Annotated in this window: 15 protein-coding genes; 9 read left to right on the top strand and 6 right to left on the bottom strand. The window is 70.9% G+C overall.

The genetic code is table 11. The features are described from left to right. The first annotated feature begins 76 nt into the window (after positions 1–76). From Q0654_RS13230 to recC, 4 genes are all read left to right on the top strand, one after another. Positions 77–523, top strand: coding sequence for a transposase (locus Q0654_RS13230; RefSeq protein ID WP_298854548.1), 447 nt, complete (start codon positions 77–79; stop codon positions 521–523). A 949-nt stretch (positions 524–1,472) separates the two neighbouring features. Further along, positions 1,473–2,123 carry a hypothetical protein gene (locus Q0654_RS13225; protein WP_298854546.1) on the top strand — a complete coding sequence of 217 codons (651 nt, stop codon included), beginning with the start codon at positions 1,473–1,475 and terminating at the stop codon, positions 2,121–2,123. 20 nt (positions 2,124–2,143) lie between these two features. Next, positions 2,144–2,767: a DUF1294 domain-containing protein gene (locus tag Q0654_RS13220; protein WP_298854545.1), complete on the top strand. Its 624-nt coding sequence runs from the start codon at positions 2,144–2,146 to the stop codon at positions 2,765–2,767. Positions 2,768–3,054: 287 nt separating this feature from the next. Beyond that, entirely contained in the window at positions 3,055–6,657 is a 3,603-nt protein-coding gene (gene recC / locus Q0654_RS13215; RefSeq protein WP_298854543.1) for an exodeoxyribonuclease V subunit gamma, read from the top strand. A gap of 438 nt (positions 6,658–7,095) precedes the next feature. On the opposite strand, the gene Q0654_RS13210 is transcribed toward recC, so the two are convergent. From Q0654_RS13210 to zwf, 6 genes are all read right to left on the bottom strand, one after another. Continuing rightward, the gene (locus Q0654_RS13210; RefSeq protein ID WP_298854541.1) at positions 7,096–8,922 is read right to left on the bottom strand and encodes a sensor domain-containing diguanylate cyclase; all 1,827 of its coding nucleotides are present in this window, start codon (positions 8,920–8,922) and stop codon (positions 7,096–7,098) included. Positions 8,923–9,026: 104 nt separating this feature from the next. Beyond that, the gene (locus tag Q0654_RS13205) at positions 9,027–9,839 is read right to left on the bottom strand and encodes an undecaprenyl-diphosphate phosphatase (RefSeq protein WP_298854539.1); all 813 of its coding nucleotides are present in this window, start codon (positions 9,837–9,839) and stop codon (positions 9,027–9,029) included. Positions 9,840–10,419: 580 nt separating this feature from the next. Continuing rightward, positions 10,420–11,070, bottom strand: a complete 651-nt coding sequence (gene eda / locus Q0654_RS13200; RefSeq protein ID WP_298854537.1) for a bifunctional 4-hydroxy-2-oxoglutarate aldolase/2-dehydro-3-deoxy-phosphogluconate aldolase — start codon at positions 11,068–11,070, stop codon at positions 10,420–10,422. 1,326 nt (positions 11,071–12,396) lie between these two features. After that, positions 12,397–14,235, bottom strand: a complete 1,839-nt coding sequence (gene edd, locus Q0654_RS13195; RefSeq protein ID WP_298854535.1) for a phosphogluconate dehydratase — start codon at positions 14,233–14,235, stop codon at positions 12,397–12,399. A gap of 336 nt (positions 14,236–14,571) precedes the next feature. Continuing rightward, entirely contained in the window at positions 14,572–15,297 is a 726-nt protein-coding gene (pgl, locus tag Q0654_RS13190; protein WP_298854533.1) for a 6-phosphogluconolactonase, read from the bottom strand. Beyond that, a complete protein-coding gene (gene zwf / locus Q0654_RS13185) occupies positions 15,287–16,753 on the bottom strand; it encodes a glucose-6-phosphate dehydrogenase (RefSeq protein ID WP_298854531.1) in 1,467 nt (488 codons plus the stop codon). The genes pgl and zwf overlap by 11 nt, the downstream gene beginning before the upstream one ends. Positions 16,754–16,905: 152 nt before the next feature. On the opposite strand from zwf, the gene Q0654_RS13180 reads away from it, so the two are divergent. The 5 genes from Q0654_RS13180 (at position 16,906) to Q0654_RS13160 (ending at position 24,255) form a co-directional block, all read left to right on the top strand. Further along, complete coding sequence (locus tag Q0654_RS13180) at positions 16,906–17,658, top strand: GntR family transcriptional regulator (protein ID WP_298854528.1); 753 nt, start codon at positions 16,906–16,908, stop codon at positions 17,656–17,658. Positions 17,659–18,066: 408 nt separating this feature from the next. Further along, on the top strand, positions 18,067–18,453 hold the full coding sequence (locus tag Q0654_RS13175; protein ID WP_298854526.1) for a hypothetical protein: 387 nt from the start codon (positions 18,067–18,069) through the stop codon (positions 18,451–18,453). 129 nt (positions 18,454–18,582) lie between these two features. Then, positions 18,583–19,848: a TolC family protein gene (locus Q0654_RS13170; RefSeq protein ID WP_298854524.1), complete on the top strand. Its 1,266-nt coding sequence runs from the start codon at positions 18,583–18,585 to the stop codon at positions 19,846–19,848. Beyond that, positions 19,845–21,107, top strand: a complete 1,263-nt coding sequence (locus Q0654_RS13165; RefSeq protein WP_298854522.1) for an efflux RND transporter periplasmic adaptor subunit — start codon at positions 19,845–19,847, stop codon at positions 21,105–21,107. Before Q0654_RS13170 ends, Q0654_RS13165 begins: the two co-directional genes overlap by 4 nt. Before the next feature lie 13 nt (positions 21,108–21,120). After that, entirely contained in the window at positions 21,121–24,255 is a 3,135-nt protein-coding gene (locus tag Q0654_RS13160) for a CusA/CzcA family heavy metal efflux RND transporter (protein WP_298854520.1), read from the top strand. The last annotated feature ends 238 nt before the right edge of the window (positions 24,256–24,493 follow it).

The raw sequence follows: 24,493 nt of genomic DNA, 5'->3' as shown, positions 1-24,493 counted from the left end.
TGCCATGAGCCCCCAGCCGACTGCGTTCAACGGAACCCGAAGCGGGCACCGCGCGTTGCGCAGGGGGCGTGTCTCCATGCCAGAGCAGGCCTATCTGGTGACCACCGTCTGCCAAGACAGAACGCCGATCTTTCTGGATACATCGCTCGCAGCGCAGGCGACCGCCCTACTGAACTCGGCCGAAGCTTGGCCAAACGCCTCCGTCGAGGCCTGGGTGCTGATGCCGGATCACTGGCACGGACTTGTGATACTGACGAGCGACGAACCCCTCAGCCGGGTCGTCCAGCGATTCAAGGCACTGGTGTCGCGGCAGCTGCCAAGACCGCATGGGCAGATCCGGCAGCTCTGGCAACGCGGTTTCCATGACCACGCACTTCGGAACGAGGCCTCACTTGTGAAGGCCGCGCGCTACGTGCTGGACAACCCGGTGCGCGCCGGGCTGTGCGCACGGTGGAGCGATTGGCCGCATCACGGAGGGCGCCTCATCAGCACCCTCGATCCCGCGGATCCGATGTGGCTGTAGGCATGCGCATGTTTTCTATGAGCAGCTCCAAACGCCCCCGCTGTTTGTAGGAGCCTGCTTGCAGGCGACCGCAGCCTGTCCCTCGCCTCACGGGCTGCGCTTCGCACAGAGCTACTGGTCGCGAGCAAGCTCGCTCCTACACACAGCCGGGTTTGGCACCGTCTGCCGCACGGCCAGCTTTGGCTCGTCTGTCGCACAGCCGGCCTTTGGAGCGTCTGCCAAGACTCCAAACGCCCCCGCTGTTTGTAGGAGCCTGCTCGCAGGCGACCGCAGCCTGTCCCTCGCCTCACGGGCTGCGCTTCGCACAGAGCTACTGGTCGCGAGCAAGCTCGCTCCTACACACAGCCGGGTTTGGCACCGTCTGCCGCACGGCCAGCTTTGGCTCGTCTGTCGCACAGCCGGCCTTTGGAGCGTCTGCCAAGACTCCAAACGCCCCCGCTGTTTGTAGGAGCCTGCTCGCAGGCGACCGCAGCCTGTCCCTCGCCTCACGGGCTGCGCTTCGCACAGAGCTACTGGTCGCGAGCAAGCTCGCTCCTACACACAGCCGGGTTTGGCACCGTCTGCCGCACGGCCAGCTTTGGCTCGTCTGTCGCACAGCCGGCCTTTGGAGCGTCTGCCAAGACTCCAAACGCCCCCGCTGTTTGTAGGAGCCTGCTCGCAGGCGACCGCAGCCTGTCCCTCGCCTCACGGGCTGCGCTTCGCACAGAGCTACTGGTCGCGAGCAAGCTCGCTCCTACACACAGCCCGCATGGAAAGCGCCTGCCGGCATCCTGTCCGCTCGCGCTGGTCGTAGGCACTTCGATGGGTGACCCCACGGACGCTAGCCGGGACACCGGTCAGTCCCAAGCAGGCACTTGGTCGTTCGCGCCACGCAGGGTCGATGCAAGGCTAGCGCGAACTGCGAGGCCCGTGCGACGGTGTGTCGGAGAGTTGCCTGGCTAGCGCGCCCATGTTCACCCTACACCCCAGCCCTGCCTTGAACGCCCTGTTCGCCGAGCGCCCCTGGCAGGGGGCCGATCCGCTCGTGGCGCGCATCCTCTTCATTGGCCTGGACGCGAACTACGCCGCCGACATCGAGAGCAGCCCGATCTTTCCGGCCCTGCTGGACTACCACCGCGACGGCGCGGCCTTCTGGCGACGCCATGGCGTGCATCACCCCTTTCTGCTGCCGCAGTACCGCGGCGATGGCCGGCGCTACCACCGCAATTTCGCGCGCCTTGGCTTCACTGCCGAGCATGCGGAGCAGGTCTGCTTCATCGAGCTGCTGCACCTGCCAACCGTCGGACGCAACGCGCTGCGTCCGTCGGACTTCAACGCCAGCCACCTCGCCACGCTTGACCAGTCGATTCGACATGGCAGCGCGCAGCTCGTGTTCGCATCGGATGGCGTGCTGAGGCTGATGCAAGCCAGCCAGCGCTTCCCCTGGCTGCAGCTAGCGCGCGTTGGCGACGGCGTGCTTCCGCTCGTCTGGAGCGACGGCGAACGTCGACTCCATAAGCACCTGCACTTGTCCAACTATGGAAAGTTCGAGGCGCGGATGCGGGCGGAGGCGGAGGCGATCCGAGCGCTACACTCCGCCCAGTCCGGGGCGCCCCCGTAAGCGCCCACACCCACCACGCCATGCGCTACCAAGGCCGTCTGATCGAATGGAACGATGAACGCGGCTTCGGCTTCATCGAGCCGAATGGCGGTGGAGAACGCGTCTTCCTGCACATCAAGGCGGTACGCGGGGCGAAGGGCCGACCCGCGCTGGGGCAGGCGTTCAACTACACCCTCGGTACGGACGAGCGAGGTCGCCCGCGCGCCCTGGTCGCCGAGACTCTGCAACTGAGTGCGCGCCGACACCTTGCCGAAACACGCCAAGGCAGCAGTGCATGGAGGCTTGAGGCCGGCATCGCAGGGCTGATGGCGCAACTGCTGCTGGTGCTGCTGCTGGGGCTGCCGACGGAGCTTCTCGGTGTGTTCGCAACCTTCAATCTGATCGCCTTCGGCATGTACTGGGTGGACAAGCGGGCGGCGCGTGCCGAGGCGCAGCGCACCCCGGAGGCGCACCTGCACCTGATCGCCGTGCTCGGCGGCTGGCCCGCCTGCCTGATCGCGCAGCGCCTGCTGCGGCACAAGTCGATGAAGCAGCCCTTCCAGACCGTGTTCTGGATGACAGTGGCTGCGAACACTCTGGTGCTGCTTCTGTTGGCCGCAGGGCCTGGCCGGGAGCTGCTCGATACCGCACTTGGCGTGAGGTGAGCAGCCGGGTTTCCGTTGTCGCCGAAGTGCACGCGGCCCTGCGCATCACTTTCCGTGTTGAGGCGCAGCGTGCGCCTGACCCTTCCCGAGAGGCTGCGCGCGCCACAGCATAGGGTGGGCCCTGGCCCACCATTGGCTCGACACTCGCCCCGCATACACACCAGCCCATCGCGAGATTCGCGGCCACGGCGGGCCAGGGCCCACCCTATGCGGGCATGACGCGGCGCGGACCGCCACTCGCGGCACAATGCCGCCTCACCGCTCAGCGCGGACGACTCGGAGACAGCGTGGCGAAGGTGCAGCACATCGATGGGCGCAGCGCGGGCGCGGGGCTGGTGGTGTATCGCGCCAGCCGGCTGGAGGCCCTGCTCGAACCGCTGCTGGAGCTGCTCGATGCCGCGCCGCCCGAGGACGTGCTGACGCCGCAGACGGTGCTGGCCGCGCATCCGGGCATGCGCCACTGGCTGACGCGGGCGCTGGCGAAGGCGCGCGGGCCGCGCGGCATCGTCGCCAATCTGGAGGTGCTGCTGCCGAGCAGCTTCATCGACCGGCTGGCGCAGGACGTGCTGGGCCGGCAGGCGGTGTCGCTGCCGCAGTGGCGCAGCGCGCAGCTGCGCTGGCAGGTGTTCGATCTGCTGGAGACCGCGCGTGGCGAGCTCGACGCCGCGCGGCTGGCCTCCTATCTCGACCACGGCGCGCCCGAGGATCGCCTGCGTCGGCGTTTCGAGCTGGCCGACCGGCTGGCGCGGCTGTACGCGCAGTACCTCGTCTATCGGCCGGACTGGCTGCGCCGCTGGGAGCGCGGCGAGCGCGCGCTGGCGCACCTGGATGCACCGCGCGCGCGGCTCGAAGGCGAGCTGGTCGCGCCGCTGTGGCGCGCGCTGAAGAAACGCCTGGGCGAGCACCGCGCCGACATCCTGCAGCGCCTGCTGCCGCGCCTGCGCGCGCTGCCGGCGTGCACGCCGCTGCATGTGTTCGGCCTGAGCCACGCGCCGCCGCAGGAGCTGGCCGTGCTGCGCGCGCTGGCCGACTCGCGCCTGGTCGCGCTGTATGCGCCCGACCCCTGCCGCGAGTTCTGGGGCGGGCTGAGCCGGGATCTCGATGCGCTGGCCGCGCGCCGCGCGCAGGAGGCCGAGGCCATCGAGCGCGCGGGCGAAGGCGACTGGTTCATCGAGCAGGGCCATCCGCTGCTGGCGCGCTGGGGCCGGCTGGGCCAGCAGTTCTTCATGGCGCTGTCGGAGATCAACGAGGTCGCCGAGGACGTCCGCCACTGGCAGGACCGCCGCGATCCCGAGCCCGCGAATCGCCTGCAGCGCCTGCAGGAAAGCCTGCGTCGACTCGATCCCGGCCTGCTGCGCGAGCCGCTCGACGACGCCATCGACGAAGCCCATGCGCGCGCCGATGACAGCCTGCGCGTGCACGCCTGCCACACGCGATTGCGCGAGCTCGAAGTGCTGCGCGAGGTGCTGCTCGACGCCACCGGCGCCGACCGCAGCGGCGAGGCCGATCTCACCCCCGGCGAGATCGTGGTGATGGCGCCCGATATCGGCGCCTACCTGCCGCTGATTCCGGCCGTGTTCGGCCCGCCCGGCGACGCTCGCGCACGCCTGCCCTACCACCTGGCCGACATCAGCACCGCGCGCAGCCACCGCCTGTTCGCCGCTTTCCGCCGCCTGCTGGCCTTGCCAGCGACGCGGCTGTCCGCGCCGGAACTCCTTGACCTGCTGCAGCAGCCCGAGCTGGCGCGGCGCTTCGGCCTGGATGCCGCGGCGGTGGAATCGCTGGCCGACTGGCTGCAGGCCGCGGGCGCGCGCTGGGGCCTCGATGCGCGTTTTCGCGAGCGCTTCGATCTGCCCGCTTTGTACGCGCACAGCCTGGCCTTCGGCATGGACCGGCTGATCGCCGGCTATCTGATCGAGGACGCCGCCGGCGAGGACGCGCCGCGCGCGCTGACCCTGGGCGACGGCAGCGAACTCGCGACGGTGTCCGGCCTGCATGGCCCCGAGGCCGAGCCGATCGGCGCGCTCGATGCCCTGCTGCAGGCCCTGCAGGGCCTGTTCGATCTGGCCTCTGAGACCCTGCCGCTGGCGCGCTGGTGCGAGCGCTTCGAGGCCCTGCTCGACGCGCTGTTCCGCACCGACCCCGAAGATGGACCCGCACGCGAAGCCGAACAGCTGCTGCGGCAGATGCTGCAGGGCCTGGCCGCGCAGCCGCCGGCCGCGCAGCAGGCCACGCCCCTGCCCTTCGCCCTGGCGCGCAGCCTGCTGGAGGAAGCGCTGGATGCAGTGCCCGAGCGCCAGGCCTTTCTGCTCGGCGGCATCACCTTCTGCGGCATGGTGCCGCAGCGCGCGATTCCCTTTGGCTTGGTCGCCGTGCTCGGCCTGAACGAGGGCGAGTTCCCGCGCCGCGGCGCCGACGGCGGGCTGGACCTGATGCGCGCCGCCCCGCGTCTGTACGACCGCGAGCAGCGCAGCGACGACCGCTACCTGTTCCTGGAGACGGTGATGTCGGCGCGGCAGCGCCTGCACTTCAGCTACCTCGGCCGCGCGGTCAAGGACGGCGCACCGCGCAACCCGTCGGCGCCGCTGGCCGAGCTGCTGGCCCTGCTCGACCTGCACTGCGCCTTCGATGCCGAGGACGCGAAGCGCGACCGCCCGTGGATCGTCGCGCATCCGCTGCAGCCCTTCGATGCGCGCTATTTCGATGGCAGCGATCCGCGCCTGTTCTCGCATGCGCAGGCCTATGCGGCCCTGCCGACGCGCGGCGACCTGCCCGAGCTGCCGCCCTTCGTCGACAGCAGTGCCTGCGCGCCCGCGGCCTTGCCAGCCCAGCTCGGCCTGCGCGAGCTGCAGGCCTTCTGGCGCGACCCCGCGCGGCAGGTGCTGGCGCAGGGCCTGCAGCTGCATCTCGATGCGCTCGACGCGCAGCGCCTGCCCGACAGCGAGCCGCTGGACGCGGAAGTCGATGCGCGCGAGCGCCTGTCCGATCGCTTGTTCAGCCGCCTGCTCAAACGCTGGCCGCAGTGCGAAGCGCCGATCGAAGCGCCGGCCTGGCTGCGCCTGTCCGGCCTGCTGCCACCGGGGCGACTGGGTGCCGCCGCCTGGGCGCAGGAGCGCGCCAAGCTCGAGGCCCTGCTGTCGGCGCTGCGCGAGGTGGAGGGCTTCGACGGCGGCGAGGCGAGCAGCCTGCCAGTGGACGTCAGCATCGACGGCTGTCGGCTGGTCGGCGAAGTGCCCGGCCTGCATGCGCGCACGGGCGGCGGCCACTGGCTGCTGCGCGGCTTCGCGCGTACGCGTGTGAACAGCGAGAAGAGCGATCTGCTGGCCGAGGACGAGCTCGACTTCCGCCGCCGGCTGCCGCTGTTCCTCGACTGGGCCCTGCTGCGCCTGATGACGGTGCAGGGCGCAGCGCAGCTGGAACCGCTGCGCGTGCTGGCCCTGATCGACCGCGACGCGTCCAGCCCCTGGACCGACGGACTCAATGCCTGGGATGCAGCGCTGTGTAAGGCCGATGCGCCGACGCGGGCGCGCATGCTGGACGAACTCGTCCAGCGCCTGAGCCTGCTGCTCGACTTCTGGCGCGAAGGCCAGGGCGCTCGCCTGCCCTACCTGCCGCGCACAAGCTGGGCGGCGCTGTGCGAGCCGGTCGAAGGCAAACGCGCCGATTCCGCGCCCTACTCCGAACGACTCGCCAAGGCGGTGAGCGAAGCCTGGAGCGGCGGCGACCAGTTCACAGGCGAAGCCGACTACGGCCCGGGCTATGCGCGCCTGCTGTTCGGCGCGCTCGACACCGAGTCTGGCAGCGAGGATATCGCCCGCCTGCTCGACTTCGCGCAGCGGCTGCTGGCCTGCATCACGCTGGTCGCGCCGGAGCGCGAAGGCGCGGCGTGAGGCCCGTCGCGCCGAGCTGCGGAACGCGAACGAACCCGGGCTGACGGCGCAGCGTCGCACATCGCGTTGAGAGTTGAGAGTTGAGAGCTTCTCAGCCCCAAGTCCCGGGCCGGATGTTCTTGCGCAAGCCACGATTCGTCATCCCCGCGCAGGGCCTGCCCGCGCGAAGGCGGGGGCGGGATCCAGTGCTCTGGCCGTTGCTGCAGGTCCGTTCTGGGCCCCCGCCTTCGCGGGGGCGACGAGCCAGGGGTCGCTAGACGCTGTTCCGGCCGGTTTTTCATGCCGCGCCGCCGCGAGAGCGATCCCCTGAAATCCATCACCTGCGATTCTGTTTCTTGAGAGCTGCGCATTGAGGATGCGCGGTTTGCGCTTCGTCTGCCCTGATCCGCTGCGCCGCGCTCGGCTGGATCCGAGCCGGCGCTGGCCCGAGCTCTGCCGCTAGCCTGGGCCTTCTCGTGCGGGCTCGGCGCCGACATCAACGCGCAGGAAACGTCCGCGGCCGCCGCGTTTCGAGCCATACAGCGCGGCATCGGCTGCGCCCAGCAGGGCCTCGGCCTCGATCTCGCCGTCCGCGCAGTAGGCGATGCCGATGCTGGTGCCGACCACGCGCGGCTCGCCGGCCAGCTGCATCGGCTCGGCCATCCGCGCCAGCAGCCGCTGCGCCGCGAGGTCGCAGGCCTCGGCGCCGGCGAGCTGCTCCATCAGCACGGCGAACTCGTCGCCGCCCAATCGCGCCACCAGATCGGTCTCGTAGACGCTGGCGCGGATGCGTCGGCCGAACTCGACGAGGGCTTCGTCGCCGGCCGCGTGGCCGAGCGTGTCGTTGATCTGCTTGAAATGATCGAGGTCCAGCGCGAACACCGCCAGCGGCTGGCCGTAGCGGCGCGCACGCGCCAGCGCGCGGCCCAGGCGCTCATCGAACTCGCGGCGATTGGCCAGCCCGGTCAGCACATCGGTGCGGGCCTGCTCCTGCAGGGCCTGTTCGGCCTGCATGCGTGCGCTGACGTCGCGACCCGAATAGACCACGTCCCAGCCCTCGCCGTCTTCGCAGGGCACGCGCTCGGCCAGGGCCTCGATCCACACCCAGTGGCCCTCACGGTGGCGCACGCGGAACTCGACGCGGGCCTGGCCACCCTCGCGGAACAGCTGGCCGAGACGCTCCTGCAGCATGGCAGCATCGTCGGGGTGCACCAGCTCCCAGCGCGGCTGCATCAGCTCGTCCGGCCGATAGCCGAGCATGCCGAAGCTGGAGGCCGACACGTAGCGGCGCTGGCCGTCGGCGGCCAGCCGCACCACCAGGTCGCGGGTATCTTCCGCCAGCAAACGGTAGCGCGCCTCGCTGCGCCGCAGGCGCTTCAGCAGCCGTCGCCGCTCGGCGACCAGCAGCCCCAGCGGCAGGGCCAGCAGACTGGCGGTCAACACATAGACCTGCGGCAGCAGGCTCTGTACGAAGGGCTGTTCGGGCCCGACCAGCTGGAACGGCCCGAGCCGCAGGATCGAGGCGCCACCGGCCATGACCGCCACGCCCAGAACGCCCATCACCGCGCCGCCGACACCGTGGCGAAAGGCCAGCCAGGCCAGCGGCAGCAGCGGCAGGAACAGCAGCGGGTAGCGGGTCTGCGCCATCACGCTGGCCAGCACCGCCACCAGCAGCAGCCACGACAGCGCGAAGCCGCCGCGACTCCCGCGCGGGCCGAGCAGACGCCCACGCTGGCCGATCGCCATCGTGACCACGCTGGCGGTGGTGACCATGCCCAGCAGATGTGCGCTGAACAGCGCCAGCGCGGTGAGCACAAAGCCGAGAGCCCGCTGGCCGATCAGGCCCAGGCCCACCGCCGCCAGCAGGGCGAGCACGGCGCAGGCCAGCACGCTCGCGAGTGCCCCGATGAATGCGTTGCGCAGCAGGTTCTGGCGCTCGGCGAGCGGTCGTCCGAAGCGCCGCACGGCGCTGACCACCAGGGCGACCTCGGTAAGGTTCAGGCTGCTCATCAGCGCGATGCGGGCCGCGCCATCGCCAGCCAGCACGCGCGCGCCGGCCAGCGCCAGCGCGAGGGTGAGCCAGGCCAGGATCGGAATGCGGCCCGGCCAGGACAGCAGCACGCCGACCGCCAGACCGCTGCTGAGCCAGACCAGGGCGACGCCGGCCTCGAGCCGGGTGAGCTCCAGCGAGAACAGGGACAGCACGAACACGCCGAGCCCGAGCACAGCCAGCCAGCGCGCGCTGGCCGTCGCGTTCATCGTCGGCGTTGTGGGCAGGCTGGACATGCGAACGGACGCCGCGGGCCGGAGCGAGACCGGACCATGCCAGAACGACCGCGGCCCGCGCCAGCCTCAGGGCGTGAAGAATGCGCGGGCGGCGCGCCGACGCCTCAGGGCCAGAACAGCCACAGCAGCAGGCCGCCCAGCAGCAGCCGGTAGATCACGAAGGGCAGCATGCCGATGCGGTTGATGAAAGCGAGGAAGTAGTGGATGCACGCATAGGCCGCCAGCGCCGACAGCAGGGTGCCCCACAGCAGCGCATTCCAGTCGACCTGCGCACCCGGCTCGAACAGGTCCAGCGATTTCAGCAGCACCGCCAGGAAAGTCACCGGAATCGACAGCAGGAAGGAGAAGCGCGAGGCCGATTCGCGGCAGAAGCCGAGCAGCAGGCCGGCGGTCATGGTGATGCCCGAGCGCGAGGTGCCGGGAATCAGCGCCAGCGCCTGCGCGAGGCCGATCAGCAGCACGTCCTTCCAGCCGATCTGCTCGACCGTGCGCGCGCCGCGGAAGCGCGCATCCGCCAGCCACAGCACCAGGCCGAAGAAGATCAGGCCAAAAGCCATCACCAGCGCGCCGACCTCGGGCGTGCGCAGCACGGTCTCGATCTGCGGCTTGAAGGCGAGGCCGGCCAGACCGACAGGAATGGTGCCGAAGCCCACCGCCCAGCCCAGCCGCGCGTGCGCATCGGTGCCGCGTCCGGCCACGCTGCGCAGCAGTGACTGGCTGATCTGCGCCAGCTCGCGGCGGAAGTAAAGCACCACCGCAGCGAGGCTGCCGAGGTGCAGGGCCAGATCGAAGGCGAGGCCCTGGTCGCGCCAGCCGGTGAGCATGGGGACGAGGATCAGGTGCGCCGAGCTGGACACCGGGAGGAACTCGGTGAAGCCCTGCAGCAGGGCGAGGACGATGATCTCGATCAGGCTCATGGGGCCGTGGGCCGGAGGGTGAAGCCGCACAGGGTAGCGGCTGTGCAGGCTCTTGCGCTGGCGCTTGGGCGAATGCGGCGGCGGCGATCCACTGTGGCGATGCGTCTGGCCGCAGGAGTCGCGAACCCATGAGATGGGTGGGCCGCAGCGAGCGCAGGGCTCACGGTGGCCAAGGCCCTGCCCATCGAAGCCACAGCCTCCGCTCATCCATAGGGTGGGCCCTGGTTCGTGGAGCCGGGATTGGGGATTGGGGATTGGGGATTCGGGATTCGAAGACGCGCGGCGATTGAGGGGCCCAACGGGCGTCCCGCTTGCATAGGGTGGGCCCTGGCCCACCGTGGCCTGCACGCCCGCCCCGGTGCCTGCCAGCGAAGGCTCCGCGAAAGCATGCAGGATGCGGGAGGGCGCGACCGCCGGGATGGTCGGAAGCCGGGCGAGGCTTCGCCGCTTCGGGGATGGGCTCGGCGTCTTGCAGGTCGCGGAACCGTGGCGAGCGTGCGGCGCGTGGTGGGTCAGGGCCCGCCCTATGCGATGCGTCGACCGCGGCGAGTGTGGAGCTCACGGCGGGCCAGGGCCCACCCTATGCGCGCTTGAGGTTGGCCGCCTCGCGCGCCAGCGCTTCGATGCGCGCGTAGTCGCCGGCCAGCAGCGCCGACTCCGGGGTCAGCCAGCTGCCGCCCACCGCGCGGATGTTCGGCAGGGCCAGGTACTTGGGCGCATTGTCGAGGCTGATGCCGCCGGTGGCGCAGAAGCCCAGCTGCGGCAGCGGGCCACCGAAGCCCTTCAGCGCGTTGACGCCGCCCGCGGCCTCCGCGGGGAAGAACTTGAGCAGGCGATAGCCCTCCTCCAGCAGCGCCATGCACTCGCTGGCGGTGGCGGCGCCCGGCAGCCAGGGCAGGGTGTGCTCGCGCGCCGCCGCGAGCAGGCGCGGGCTGGAGCCCGGCGACACCGCGAACTGCGCGCCGGCCTCCAGCGCCTGATCGAACTGCCGCGGCTCGATGACCGTACCGACGCCGACCACGGCGCCCTCGACCTCGGCGGCGATCGCTCGCACCGCATCCAGCGCCGCTGGCGTACGCAGGGTCACCTCGATCGCCGGCACACCCCCCGCCACCAGCGCCCGCGCCAGATCCACCGCCTGCGCGGCGTTATGCACCACCACGACCGGCACCACCGGCGCAAGATCGAGGATGGCGGCGAGACGGTGGGTGTGCGATTCGAGCAGGTTCATGGCGAGGTTTCCGGTGAGCGCAGGGTCAGCGCAGGACGAGGCGTGGGAAGGGTGCGGCAGAGCCGTCGGTGCGTCCACCGGCCGTCGGCGGTGGCGTTGGCAATGCGGGAGGTTGGGCGGAGTCCGGGGCGCATTGAGCCGCACAGCCGCAGGCGGTTCGGAGCGCGTGTCGCGCCGCGATGTCGTTCGACATCCGGCGCGAAGCACCGATGCGAAGTGCGAGATGCGAAGCCGGAGGCATCGAGCCCGGAATGTGTACTCGAGAATCCGATGGCGCCGGCGACATCGATGCGCGCAGATCAGCTGCACCGCGCTTAGCCCACCGCATCCAGCGGCCCGAGCCTAGTGGGCTTTGGCTTTGGCTTTGGCTTTGGCTTTGGCTCTTGCTCTTGCGGGCAGGAGCCCGCGCTCTTTCACGGGGCCCCTGGGGAGCGGCGGGAGGCCGTGGATCAGCCCGCAGGGGCGCCGGCAGGGAGGCCGGCGATGTTCGTGACAGGCCAGGGACGGCCTGTCCACGAACACCCACGGACTCACGCGAACCCTTCGCGCACGGATGCGCGAAGGGCGCGGACGAGGGGTGGCCTTTCTCTTGCCTACTTCTCTTGACTCCGGGCTTCCTGCCCTCCGCCCCTCCGGGGCCGCCTTCGGCGTTCGCGCCGCTCCTGCGGCGCAGTGGCCACGCAAAGAGAAGTAGGTCGGGCAGCCCGCAGGGCTGTCCGAAAGCTCTTGCTCTTCGCTTTAAGCGACGAACGTACAGAGCCAGACCGAGACGAGCGTGGAGCTCATGGTGGGCCAGGGCCCACCCTATGACGCCCTCCAAGTCGGGCGGCCCGAAGGGCTGTCCGAAGGCTCTTGCTCTTCGCTTCAAGCGACGAACGCACAGAGCCAGACCGAGACGAGCGTGGAGCTCGTGGTGGGCCAGGGCCCACCCTATGACAGCACCGAGGTCGGGCGGCCCGCAGGGCTGTCCGAAGGCTCTTGCTCTTCGCTTCCAGCGACGAACGCACAGAGCCAGACCGACGCGAGCGTGGAGCTCATGGTGGGCCAGGGCCAACCCAATGACGCCCTCCAAGTCCGGCGGCCCGCAGGGCCGACCGAAAGCTCTTGCTCTTCGCTTCCAGCGACGAACGCACAGAGCCTGACCAAGGCGAGCGTGGAACTCGTGGTGGGCCAGGGCCCACCCTATGACGCCCTCCAAGTCGGGCAGCCCGAAGGACGGACCGAAAGCTCTTGAGCTCTTCGCTTCCAGCGACAACGACGACAAACACAAAACGAGGCGAGGGTGGAGCTCGTGGTGGGCCAGGGCCCACCCCATGCGCGAGACATTCACAGCAGCGAATTGGCGCCGAGGTCGGCGGCACCGACCGCCGCTCGCATCGCCGCGAACAGCTCGCGGCCGAAGCCGCGGTGGTAGTGGCTGACATCGGCCACGACAGGCTCACGAGTAGCGAACTCGGCAGGATCGACATCGACATCGAGCCGGCCCTCGATCGCATCGACGGTGACCACATCGCCATCACGCAGACGCGCCAACCCACCGCCCTTGGCGGCTTCGGGCGTGCAGTGGATCGCCGCCGGCACCTGGCCCGAGGCGCCCGACATGCGGCCGTCGGTGACGAGCGCCACGCGGAAGCCGCGCTTCTGCAGCACGGTGAGCAGCGGCGTCAGCTTGTGCAGCTCGGGCATGCCGTTGGCAGCCGGGCCCTGGAAGCGCAGCACCACGATGACGTCGCGCTCCAGCTCGCCGCGCTCGAAGGCCGCCTTGACCTCGTCCTGCTGGTGGAAGATGCGCGCCGGCGCCTGCACCACCATGCGGTCGTCCTGCACCGCCGAGACCTTGATGACGGCGCGGCCCAGCGGGCCCTGCAGCAGGCGCAGGCCGCCGTCGGCGCGGAAGGGGCGATCCACCGGACGCAGCAGACTCTCGTCGCCGCTCGGCGCGGTCAGCGGCGTCCACTGCAGGCGATCGCCATCGAGCTGCGGCACCTGCGCATAGTCGGCGAGGCTGCCGCCCCAGACCGTGCGCGCATCGAGATGCAGCAGACCGGCGCGGCCCAGCTCGCGGATGATGAAACCCATGCCACCGGCGGCGTGGAAGTGGTTCACGTCGGCGCTGCCGTTGGGATACACCCGCGCCAGCAGGGGCACCGCATGCGAGAGCGCATCGAAGTCGTCCCAGCTCAGCTGGATGCCCCCGGCCGCAGCCATCGCCACCAGATGCAGCAGGTGGTTGGTGCTGCCGCCGGTCGCATGCAGTCCCGCGATCGCGTTGACGAAGCTGCGCTCATCGATGACCTCGCCGATCGGCCGGTAGTCGCCGGCCGCGTGGGTGATACGGAACACCTGCTCGATCGCCGCTTCGGTGAGCGCCTCGCGCAGCGGCGTGCTGGGGTTGACGAAGCTCGATCCGGGCAGATGCAGGCCCATGATCTCCATGAACATCTGGTTCGAGTTGGCGGTGCCGTAGAAGGTGCAGGTGCCGGGGCTGTGGTAGCTGGCGGCCTCGGCTTCCAGCAGCGCCTCGCGCCCGGCCTTGCCCTCGGCGTAGAGCTGGCGCACGCGAGATTTCTCGCTGTTCGGCAGGCCCGAGGGCATCGGCCCGGCCGGGATGAACAGGGTTGGCAGATGCCCGTAGGCCAGTGCGCCGATCAGCATGCCCGGCACGATCTTGTCGCAGATGCCCAGGCACACCACGGCGTCGAACATGTCGTGCGACAGCGCGATCGCCGTGGCCTGCGCGATGACATCGCGCGAGAACAGCGACAGCTCCATGCCGGCGCGGCCCTGGGTGACGCCATCGCACATCGCCGGCACGCCGCCGGCCACCTGCGCGGTGTAGCCCAGCCTGCGGGCAATGCCGCGGATCCGCTCCGGGTAGCGCTCGTAGGGCTGATGCGCCGACAGCATGTCGTTATAGGCGGTGACGATGCCGAGGTTCGGAATCGCGCCGCCGCGCAGACGCGCCTTGTCGGTGTCGGCACAGGCGGCGAAGCCGTGCGCGAGGTTGCCGCAGGACAGCGCCCGCCGATGCGTGCTCTCCGCCCGCGCGCGGCGGATGCGTTCGAGATAGGCGGCACGCGTCTCGCGGCTGCGCTCGACGATCCGACGGGTGACTTCGTCGAGGACGGGGTGCAGGGGGACGGTGGGAAGGGTGGCGGTGTTCATGGGGGGCTCCGGGTCAGACGAACACAGCAGCAACGCCGCTGTTCACCCCTCTCCCCGTGGGAGAGGGGTCGGGGGAGAGGGTTCGCTCGAAGCAAGCGCTCCGAGGCTCGCGAAGCAAGGCTTCAGGGAGCTCGTCAATGCGCTGCAAGCATGGGACGCCGGAGGGCTCCCGGACCCTCACCCCAACCCCTCTCCCGCCGGGAGAGGGGCTCAAGCGTGAGGGCTTGGTGTGGGAAGGCACGCGCCCATGCGCTGCAAGCCCGGGAAGTTCGAAAGGTTCGCGAAACCGGCCAAGGTCTTCAGCGAATCCCGAATCCCCAATCCCCAATCCCGGCTTCACGCACATGTCCACACATCCACCGCCCGCTCACAGGCCGCCAGCACTTTCGCGATCGGCAGTTCGCCGCGCGCCATCGCCTCGCGCAGCACCGCCTGCTTGGCCGCGCCCTCGATGTGCAGGTGCAGGTGCCGTGCCGCCACCAGCGCCGGCAGGGTGAAGGTGATCCGCGGCTCGGGCGCGCCGGGCGCCTGCATCGGCAGCAGCCTGCGCGTGCCCGCGGGATCCAGCGCCGCATCGAGCTGATCGCCGCCGGGAAACAGCGAGGCGGTGTGGCCGTCGTTGCCCATGCCGAGGATCAGAACATCGATCGGCAGGTGCCGCGCGAACTCGCGCTCCAGCGCCTCGGCGCCGCTTTCAGGCGTGTGTCCGTCGAGCTGCAGCGGCACGAAGCGTGCGGCAGCGGCCCCGTTGACCAGCAGCTGCTCGCGCACCAGGCGCGCGTTCGAGCGTTCGTCGCTGGCCGGCACCCAGCGCTCGTCGGCGAGGGTGATCGCCACCGCACGCCAGTCGATGCCAGCTTTCGACAGTTCGGCGAAAAAGCGTTTCGGCGTGCTGCCGCCGCTGACCGCCAGCAGGGCGCGGCCGCGCGATCGCAGCGCGGCTTCGAGCTCGGTGGCGACACGTTCGGCGAGGCCGCGGGCGAGCTCGACGCCATCGGCGAACCTCCGCTCGCGCGGCTGCGGAATCAGCAGAGGCACATCGCGGGCGCGCTCATTCGACATGGTCGCTCCAGGTGCGGCCATCGCGCTCGATCAGTGCCACCGCGGCGCTCGGGCCCCAGCTGCCGGCGGTGTAGGGCTTGGGCGCGTCGTCGCTGGCCGCCCAGGCGGCGAGGATCTGGTCGGCCCAGACCCAGGCGGCTTCGACTTCATCGCGGCGCATGAACAGCATCGGGTTGCCGCGCACCACGTCCATCAGCAGGCGCTCGTAGGCATCCACATGGCGCAGGCCGCTGAAGGTCTCGGCAAAGCTCATGTCCAGCGGCACATGGCGCAGGCGCAGGCCGCCGGGGCCGGGCACCTTGTTGGTCAGCCACAGGGTCACGCTCTCATCGGGCTGCAGACGCAGCACGAGTCGATTCGGATGGATCGGCCCCGTGACCTCGCCGAAGATCGAATGCGGCACCGGGCGGAAGGTCACCACGATCTCGGAGACGCGCTCGGGCATGCGCTTGCCGGTGCGCAGGTAGAAGGGCACGCCGGCCCAGCGCCAGTTGGCGACTTCGGCCTTCAGCGCAACAAAGGTCTCGGTGCGTGAGCTGCCGCCCAGCTCGTCGGGATAGCCCGGCACGGCCTGGCCGCAGACCGCACCCGCGCGATACTGGCCGCGCACGCTCATCAGGCTGGCGTTGGCAGTGGTGATCGGCTTCAGCGCGCGCAGCACCTTCAGCTTCTCGTCGCGGATGGCGTCGGCCGAGAAGCTGGCCGGCGGCTCCATCGCCACCAGACACAGCAGCTGCAGCAGATGGTTCTGGATCATGTCGCGCATCGCGCCGGCGCGGTCGTAGTAGGGCGCGCGGCCTTCCACACCGACCGTCTCGGCGACGGTGATCTGCACATGGTCGATGTGCTCGGCGCGCCAGATCGGCTCGAACAGCGCGTTGGCGAAGCGCAGGGCGGTGAGGTTTTGCACCGTCTCCTTGCCGAGGTAGTGATCGATGCGATAGGTCTGGCCTTCGTCGAAGCAGTGGCCCACCGCATCGTTGATGCGCGCGGCACTGGCGAGGTCGGTGCCGATCGGCTTCTCGATCACCACCCGCGAGCTCGGGCCGTTGAGACCGCAGTCGCGCAGGCGCTCGCAGATCGGCACGAAGATGTCCGGCGCGGTGGCGAGGTAGAACACCCGCACGCGCTCGCCGCCCTCCCTGATCAGCGCGGTGACCTCGTCCCAGCCGGCTTCTTTGCGCGCATCGAGCGCGCGGTACTGCAGCATCGGCAGGAAGCCCTCGAGCAGTTCGGGGCCGGCGGCGTGCTTCAGCCAGTCGCGCACCTTGGCGCGGTAGCCGGCGTCGTCGAGGCCCTCGTCGCGGGCGACGCCGAGGATGCGCGTGCCGGGCAGGATCTGGCCGTCGGCGAAGCGGTGCAGCAGGGCCGGCAGCAGCTTGCGCAGGGCGAGGTCGCCAGTGCCGCCGAAAATGACCAGATCGAAGGGATCGGCGGGAACGATCGCCGGGCTCATGCGTGACCTCGGATGGGCGGGGGAGATCCGGTCTGCTGGGCCGAAGTCCATCGGCATACCAATGCAGCCCGGTGGTCTGCGAATTTACCCCTTTCCAAGGCGCTTTCAAGGGGCTTATGCTGCACCCGGTATCCAATTGGTCTTGTATACGTATGCATCGACTGATCGCCGAAATGCTCGCCCAGACCGACGTGGCGCCGATCGGCAGCCGCCCGCTGGCCTATATGCGGCTGCGCGAAGCCCTGCGTCGGCTGATCGAAAGCGGCCGGCTGGCGCCCGGCCAGGCCCTGCCCGGCGAGCGCGATCTCGCCGAGAGTCTCGAGCTCTCGCGCGTCACCGTGCGCCGCGCGATCAGCGGCCTGGTCAAGGACGGCCTGCTGGTGCAGCGCCAGGGCGCGGGCACCTTCATCGCCGACCGCATCGTCAAGGCGATCAGCAAGCTGTCGAGCTTCACCGATGACCTGCGCGCGCGCGGCCTGCGCCCGCGCTCGAGCTTCCTCGAACGCGAGGTCGGCGAGGTGACGCCGGCCGAGGCGATGGCGCTGAACCTTTCACCCGGCGCGCGCGTGGTGCGGCTGACGCGACTTCGCTATGCCGGCGACGAACCGCTGGCGATCGAGCGCAGCGCGATTCCGCAGGAGATCCTGCGCGATCCGGAGATGGTGCAGGACTCGCTGTACGAGACCCTCGACCGTTTGGCCGGCCGCCCGGTGCGTGCGCTGCAGCGCCTGCGCGCCATCGCCTTCACCGCCGAACAGGCGCGCCTGCTGCACCTGCTGCCGGGCACCCCGGGCCTGTACATCGAACGCCGTGGCTTCCTGCGCGATGGCCGCGTGGTCGAGTTCTCGCGCAGCTACTACCGGGGCGACGCCTATGACTTCGTGGCGGAGCTGCATAGCGAGTGAGCCGGGATTGGGGATTCGGGATTGGGGATTCGCGGAGCGGCGCGAGGCGAGTGCGCAGCGCGGTCCGACCGCGCAGAGCCAGACCCCGCCGCCCGCTGCAGCAGGCCATCCGAGGAAGGCGCCACACGCGGAACGTCCTTGCTTTGGTGGGCCAGGGCCCACCCCATGGCCTGCCGCTGGCGCGCGCACGACCAGAATCAGGGACGCGCGGCATAGGGTAGGCCCTGGCCCACCATGGGCTAGACTCCGCCGCACGTTCGACGCCATCGTGGGCGCCACTTCGGCACGAGTCCCAGGTCCAGCAGCGGGCGAAGCGGCCCGCGACCGTCCTGCGCGCCGGCTGGCTGGCTGTACTCCGCGCACCGACGCCATCGCTCGGCTCCGCCCGGCCCGCTACACTCACGGACCATGCGCCTGCCCACGCCCACGCTGCTGCGCCTCGTCTGCCTGGCCCTCGCGCTGTGGGCGGCGCTGTTTCCTGCGCTGGGCGCCTTCGCGTCGGCGCATGTGGCGGTGGATGCGCTGGACATGGGCCTGCAAAGCGCGCACTGGGCGCAGGATCATGAGGCCCATCACGCCCATGTGCATGCCGACGCCGAGCACGGCGACGACAGCTGGGACGGCTTCGTGCACCTGCTGGCCCATGAGCTGAGCTGCTGCGCGCAGAGCTTCGCGCCCAGCCCGCTGCTGCCCGCCGCGCCCGCCGTGCTGGCGCCTGTGGCTCCCGTGCCCGCGGCGATCGCCGCCTCGCCGAACCCGCGCCTCGACAGCCTGCTGCGTCCTCCGATCGGCTGAGTGCGTGCCGGCATCGCCGCGCGCTGTCGCCTCGTCGCGAGGCCTGCAGCGCGGGGGATGACCCGCGTACCGCTCCGGGCCTTCGCCGCCTATCGGCGTCGGCAGCACACACCCCTTTCGGAGATTCCCATGCGATTGCTGTGGACCGCGTTCGCGGTCGTTGCCGCGTGGCCGGCGCTGGCCGCGCCCGCTGCGTCTGAACTCAGCCTCGATGATGCGCTCGACCGCGTCATCCACAACCACCCCGAACTGCGCGCCTATGCCGCGCGAACGGCCGCACTGAACGCCGACATTGAACTCGCCGCGCAAGCGCCGCCGCTGCGGCTGGCCGCCGAACTGGAGAACGCACCCGGCAGCGGTTCGCTCGCCGGCTTTTCGGGGGCCGAACTGACGCTCAGCCTGGCCGGCGTGCTGGAGCGCGGCGGCAAGCGCGAAGCGCGCCGCGCGCTGGCGGCGAGCCGCCTCGATGCGCTGGGCCTGCAGCGTGCGGCCGCTGAGCTCGACCTGCTGGCCGAAGTCGCGCGGCGCTATCTGGAGCTGGCCGAATGGCAGGACCGCGCGCCCCTGCTGCAGGCCGAGCTTGAGGCACGACGCGACGTCGCCCGTGCGGCGCGCGAGCGCTTCCAGCGCGGCGCCGAGCCCGAGACGGCAGCACTCGCCGCCGACAGCGCGGTGATCGCGATCGAGATCGAGATCGAAGCGCGCGCGCAGGCCGAGGCCGCAGCCTGGCAGCGCCTGGCATTGCTCTGGGGCGAAACGGACAGCGACGCGATACCCGACCTCGCCAGCCTGCCCGCGCGCTCACCCGCCCTGCCCTCGCCTACCGCGCTGCGCGATCTCCTGCAGCGCACGCCGGAGCTGCGCGCCTTCGCCGACCAGCAGCGGCTGGCCGAAGCCCAGCTTCAGCTCGCGCGCACCGCGGCGAGCTTCGACCTCGACTGGCAGCTCGGCCTGCGCCGCCTGCAGGACGGACGCGATACCGCGCTCGTGGCGGGCCTCTCGCTGCCGCTGAGGGCTGCGCGCCGCGCGCAGCCGGGCCTTGCCGCGGCAGACGCCGAGCTGGCCGCGCTCGACAGCGCGCGCGCCGCCGAAGCGCTACGGCTCGAAGCCCTGGCCCTCGCCGCGCTCGACCTGGCGCAGCGCCACAGCGCCCGCGCGGACGGCCTGGAGCGTCGCGTGCTGCCGGCCCAGCAGCGCGCCGCCGACAGCGCGGCCCGGGCCTATCGCAGCGGTGCGCTGTCCTGGCTGGAGTGGGCCAGCCTGCAGAACGCGGTGCTCGCCACCCGCATGGACCTGCTCGCCGCGCGCGCCGAGGCGCAGCGCGCCCTGATCGAACTGCAGCGCCTGACCGCCGAGCCTTTCGGCACCGGCGCGCATGCCGGAGACGCCCGATGATCCGCCCCGCACGCAACACCCTGCTGCTCGTCCTGCTGACGCTGGGCCTCGCCGCCTGCGGCGAGCACGCCCATGACGATGCGCACGGCCATGGCCATGACGAGCACGGCCACGACGACCACGCCGACGAAGCGCCCAAGGGCCCGAACGGCGGCCGCCTGCACGAGGACAAGGGCCTCTCGGTGGAACTCAAGATCGAGGAAGACGGCCAGCCGCCGCGCTATGCCGCCTGGGTCAGGCTGGACGGCCAACCCGTGCCGGCTGCGAGCGCGCAGGTGAGCGTGCAGCTCGAACGCCTCGGCGGCCAGGTCGACACCCACACGCTGAGGCCGCAGAACGATCGCCTCGTCGGCAGCGACGTGGTCGGCGAGCCGCACAGCTTCATGGTCACGGTGCGCGCAGAAGCCGCAGGCCGCCGCGCCGAATGGCGCTACGAAAGCTTCGAAGGCCGCACACGCATCGCCCAGGCCGCGGCCGATGAGATCGGCATTCGCGTCGCGCCCGTCGGCGGCGGCCCCATCGAACAGCGCCTGCGCGCGCAGGGGCGCGTGGTGCTGCCGGCCAGCGCGCAGGCCGCGGTGTCGGCACGCTTTCCGGGCCTGATCCGCAGCCTGCGCGCAGACATTGGCGAGCGCGTCAGCGTCGGCCAGGTGCTGGCCGAGATCGAGAGCAATGCCAGCCTCGGCCGCTACACGGTGGCGAGTCCGATCGACGGCGTCGTGCTGGAGCGCGCCGCCGCGCTCGGCGGCATGGCCGGCGACGCACCGCTGTTCGTGATCGGCAGGCTGGATGCACTCGTCGTCGACCTGCCGGTGTTCGGCGCGGAGGCGCTGGCGCTCGCGCCCGGCACGCCGGTGCGCCTCAAGCGCCTGCTCGATGGCCGCGTGATCGAGGCCTCGCTACAAGGCCTGCTGCCGCAGGCCGATGCGCACAGCCAGAGCCTGGTCGCGCGCGTCGCCCTGACGGTCGATGACGGCCAGTGGCGGCCGGGCCTGGCGGCCGAGGCGGCGCTGCAGCTCAGCGCTGACGAGGTGGCGCTGCGCCTGCCGCTGTCGGCCCTGCAGCGCTTCCGCGACTGGCAGGTGGCCTTTATCCGCGAGGGCGAAGACTACGAGATCCGTCCGCTCGCACTCGGGCGCAGCGATGGCGACTGGGTCGAGGTGCTGGACGGTTTGAACGCGGGCGACGAGGTCGTGGTCGAGCAGAGCTTTCTGATCAAGGCGGACATCGAGAAGTCCGGCGCCAGCCACGACCACTGAGGGAGCACGGACCATGCTGGATTCATCGATCCACGCTGCCATCCGGCAGCGCTGGGCAGTGCTGGCCGCGGTGCTGGCGCTGGCCGCCTTGGGCGCCTGGAACCTGCGCCAGCTGCCGATCGACGCCGTGCCCGACATCACCAATGTGCAGGTGCAGATCAATACCGAGGCGCCGGGCTACTCGCCGCTGGAGACCGAGCAGCGCATCAGCTTTCCGGTCGAGACCGCGCTGGCCGGCCTGCCGCGGCTGGACTACACGCGCTCGCTGTCGCGCTACGGGCTGTCGCAGGTCACCGTGGTGTTCGAGGACGGCACCGACATCTACTGGGCGCGCCAGCAGATCGCCGAGCGCCTGCAGGAAGTGCGCGGCCAGCTGCCGGCGGGCCTGGAGCCGGCGATGGGGCCGATCGCCACCGGGCTGGGCGAGATCTACCTGTACACGGTCGAGGCCGCGCCCGAGGCGCGCAAGGCCGATGGCAGCGCGTACACGCCCACCGACCTGCGCGGCGTGCAGGACTGGATCGTGCGCCCGCAGCTGCGCGGCGTGCCCGGCGTGGTCGAGGTCAACACCATCGGCGGCCATGCGCGCGAGCTGCAGGTGGCGCCCGATCTGGCCCGCCTGCAGGCCCTGGGCTTGGGTCTGAACGATCTCGTCGACGCCATCGAAGCCGGCAATGCCAATGTCGGCGCCGGCTACATCGAGCGCTTCGGCGAACAGGTGCTGGTGCGGGTGCCCGGCCAGCTGCAGGACATCGAAGCGCTGGAGGCGCTGGTGGTGGCGAGCCGCGGCGATGCGGTGATCCGCCTGCGCGATGTCGCCCGCGTGCAGGAGGGCCGCGAGCTGCGCAGCGGTGCGGCTACCGAGAACGGCCGCGAGGTCGTGCTGGGCACGGTGTTCATGCGCATCGGCGCCAACAGCCGCGAAGTGGCGCGCGCGGTCGATGCGCGCGTCGAGGACATCCGCGCCTCGCTGCCGGCCGGCGTGCGGCTGACCACGGTCTACGACCGCACCGCCCTGGTCGATCGCACGGTGCGCACGGTGGCGACCTCGCTGGCCGAGGGCGCGCTGCTGGTGATCGCCGTGCTGTTCCTGCTGCTCGGCAATCTGCGCGCGGCCTTGATCACCGCCGCGGTGATCCCGCTGAGCTTCCTGATGACCGCGATCGGCATGCGCCAGGCCGGCGTGTCGGGGAATCTCATGAGCCTGGGCGCGCTCGACTTCGGCCTGATCGTCGATGGCGCCGTGATCATCATCGAGAACGCGCTGCGCCGCTTCGGCGAGGAGCAGCAGCGCCAGGGCCGCCTGCTGTCGGCGCGCGAGCGCTATGCGCTGGCCGCCGAGGCGACCACCGAGGTGATCCGCCCGGCCCTGTTCGGCGTCGGCATCATCACCGCGGTCTACCTGCCGATCTTCGCGCTGGAAGGCGTGGAAGGAAAGATGTTCCACCCGATGGCGATCACCGTGGTGCTGGCGCTGACCGCAGCCCTGCTGCTGTCGCTGACCTTCGTGCCGGCGATGATCGCGGTGGCCCTGGGCGGCCGCGTGCAGGCGCACGAGAGCCGGCTCATGTCCGTGGCCTCGCGCGCCTATCGGCCGGCGCTGCGGCGCGCGCTCGGCGCGCGACTGCCGGTGGTGGCCGTGGCCGCACTGCTGGTGCTGGGCGCGGGTTTCGCCGCCAGCCGCATGGGCAGCGAGTTCATCCCCAGCCTGGACGAGGGCGATATCGCCCTGCATGCCATGCGCATTCCCGGCACCTCGCTGAGCCAGGCCATCCACATGCAGGCCCAGCTGGAAGCGCGCATCGCGGCGCTGCCCGAGGTCGAGCGCGTGGTCGCCAAGATCGGCACCGCCGAGGTCGCCACCGACCCGATGCCGCCCTCGGTCGCCGACATCTATGTGCTGATGAAGCCGCGCGCCAACTGGCCCACGCCGCGCAAGCCGCGCGCGCAGTTCGTCGCCGAACTGCAGGCGGTGCTGGACCAGGTGCCCGGCAACAACTACGAGATCACCCAGCCGATCCAGATGCGCTTCAATGAGCTGATCTCGGGCGTGCGCGCCGACCTCGCGGTCAAGGTGTACGGCGATGACCTGGACACGCTGGCCGAACTCGGCGAGGCGATCCGCGAGGTCGTCGAGGGCAGCGTCGGCGCGCAGGACGTGGCGGTCGAGCAGACCACCGGCCTGCCGATGCTGCAGATCGAGCCGGACCGCGAAGCCCTGGCCCGGGTCGGTCTGCGCGTGTCCGACCTGCAGGACGCGATCCGCATGGCCATCGGCGGCGTCCAGGCCGGGCTGTACTACGAGGGCGATCGCCGGGTACCGGTCGTGGTGCGCCTCGACGAGGCCCAGCGCGCGGATCTGGCGCGGCTCGGCGAGCTGCCGATCCTGCTGCCGCAGGCCGGCGATGGCCTGCCGCGCAGCCTGCCGCTCGCCCAGCTCGCCGCGCTGCGCATCGAGACGGGACCCAACCAGATCAACCGCGAGAACGGCAAGCGCCGGGTGGTGGTGACGGCCAACATCCGCGGCCGCGATCTCGGCGGCTTCGTCGAGGACCTGCGCGCGCGCATCAACAGCGAGGTAACGCTGCCGCCGGGCTACTGGATCGGCTACGGCGGCAGCTTCGAGAAGCTGATCAGCGCCTCACAGCGGCTGTCGATCGTGGTGCCGCTGACGCTTGCGCTGATCCTCGGCCTGCTGCTGATGGCCCTGCGCTCGGGCCGCGATGCGCTGGTGGTGTTCTCGGGCGTGCCGCTGGCGCTGACCGGCGGCGTAGCGGCGCTGCTGCTGCGCGGCCTGCCGCTGTCGATCTCGGCCGGCGTCGGCTTCATCGCGCTCTCGGGCATCGCGGTATTGAACGGCCTGGTGATGCTGAGCTTCATCCGCCAGCTGCGTGCGCAGGGGCTGGGCCTCGATGCCGCCATCGAGCAGGGCGCGCTGACCCGCCTGCGCCCGGTGCTGATGACCGCACTGGTGGCCAGCCTGGGCTTCGTACCGATGGCGCTGGCCGTGGGCGCCGGTGCCGAAGTGCAGCGGCCGCTGGCCACCGTGGTGATCGGCGGCGTGCTGAGCTCGACCCTGCTGACCCTGCTGGTGCTGCCAGCGCTGTATCGGCTGGTGCATCGGCGGGAGGTGGAGACGATGCGCTGAGCCGCTGCGGCCGGCCACATCGGCAACCGGCCGCAGCGAGCGTGTGGGCCTGATGACGCGTCGTCATCGCCCCGCACCCCATAGGGTGGGCCCTGGCCCACCGTGAGCTCGACATCCGCCACGCCCTGGCGAGGACCGGGGCGAATGTCCTGCTCACGGTAGGCCAGGGCCCACCCTATGCGACGCCGCACGCCTGCAGCCGTCACGAGCCCGGCCGCATGCAAGCGCCGCATGCGTG

This window comes from uncultured Aquimonas sp., assembly GCF_937888285.1.
Lineage (GTDB): Bacteria > Pseudomonadota > Gammaproteobacteria > Xanthomonadales > Xanthomonadaceae > Aquimonas.
The sequence above is the reverse complement of the archived record's forward strand: the minus strand, read 5'-3'. Positions and strand labels throughout refer to the sequence as shown.

Bases quoted from the DNA above. Each gene is read 5' to 3' on its own strand.
- Q0654_RS13230 (WP_298854548.1), top strand. From the start codon at position 77: ATGCCAGAGCAGGCCTATCTGGTGACCACCGTCTGCCAAGACAGAACG.
- Q0654_RS13225 (WP_298854546.1), top strand. From the start codon at position 1,473: ATGTTCACCCTACACCCCAGCCCTGCCTTGAACGCCCTGTTCGCCGAG.
- Q0654_RS13220 (WP_298854545.1), top strand. From the start codon at position 2,144: ATGCGCTACCAAGGCCGTCTGATCGAATGGAACGATGAACGCGGCTTC.
- Q0654_RS13210 (WP_298854541.1), bottom strand. From the start codon at position 8,922: ATGTCCAGCCTGCCCACAACGCCGACGATGAACGCGACGGCCAGCGCG.
- Q0654_RS13205 (WP_298854539.1), bottom strand. From the start codon at position 9,839: ATGAGCCTGATCGAGATCATCGTCCTCGCCCTGCTGCAGGGCTTCACC.
- eda (WP_298854537.1), bottom strand. From the start codon at position 11,070: ATGAACCTGCTCGAATCGCACACCCACCGTCTCGCCGCCATCCTCGAT.
- edd (WP_298854535.1), bottom strand. From the start codon at position 14,235: ATGAACACCGCCACCCTTCCCACCGTCCCCCTGCACCCCGTCCTCGAC.
- pgl (WP_298854533.1), bottom strand. From the start codon at position 15,297: ATGTCGAATGAGCGCGCCCGCGATGTGCCTCTGCTGATTCCGCAGCCG.
- zwf (WP_298854531.1), bottom strand. From the start codon at position 16,753: ATGAGCCCGGCGATCGTTCCCGCCGATCCCTTCGATCTGGTCATTTTC.
- Q0654_RS13180 (WP_298854528.1), top strand. From the start codon at position 16,906: ATGCATCGACTGATCGCCGAAATGCTCGCCCAGACCGACGTGGCGCCG.
- Q0654_RS13175 (WP_298854526.1), top strand. From the start codon at position 18,067: ATGCGCCTGCCCACGCCCACGCTGCTGCGCCTCGTCTGCCTGGCCCTC.
- Q0654_RS13170 (WP_298854524.1), top strand. From the start codon at position 18,583: ATGCGATTGCTGTGGACCGCGTTCGCGGTCGTTGCCGCGTGGCCGGCG.
- Q0654_RS13165 (WP_298854522.1), top strand. From the start codon at position 19,845: ATGATCCGCCCCGCACGCAACACCCTGCTGCTCGTCCTGCTGACGCTG.
- Q0654_RS13160 (WP_298854520.1), top strand. From the start codon at position 21,121: ATGCTGGATTCATCGATCCACGCTGCCATCCGGCAGCGCTGGGCAGTG.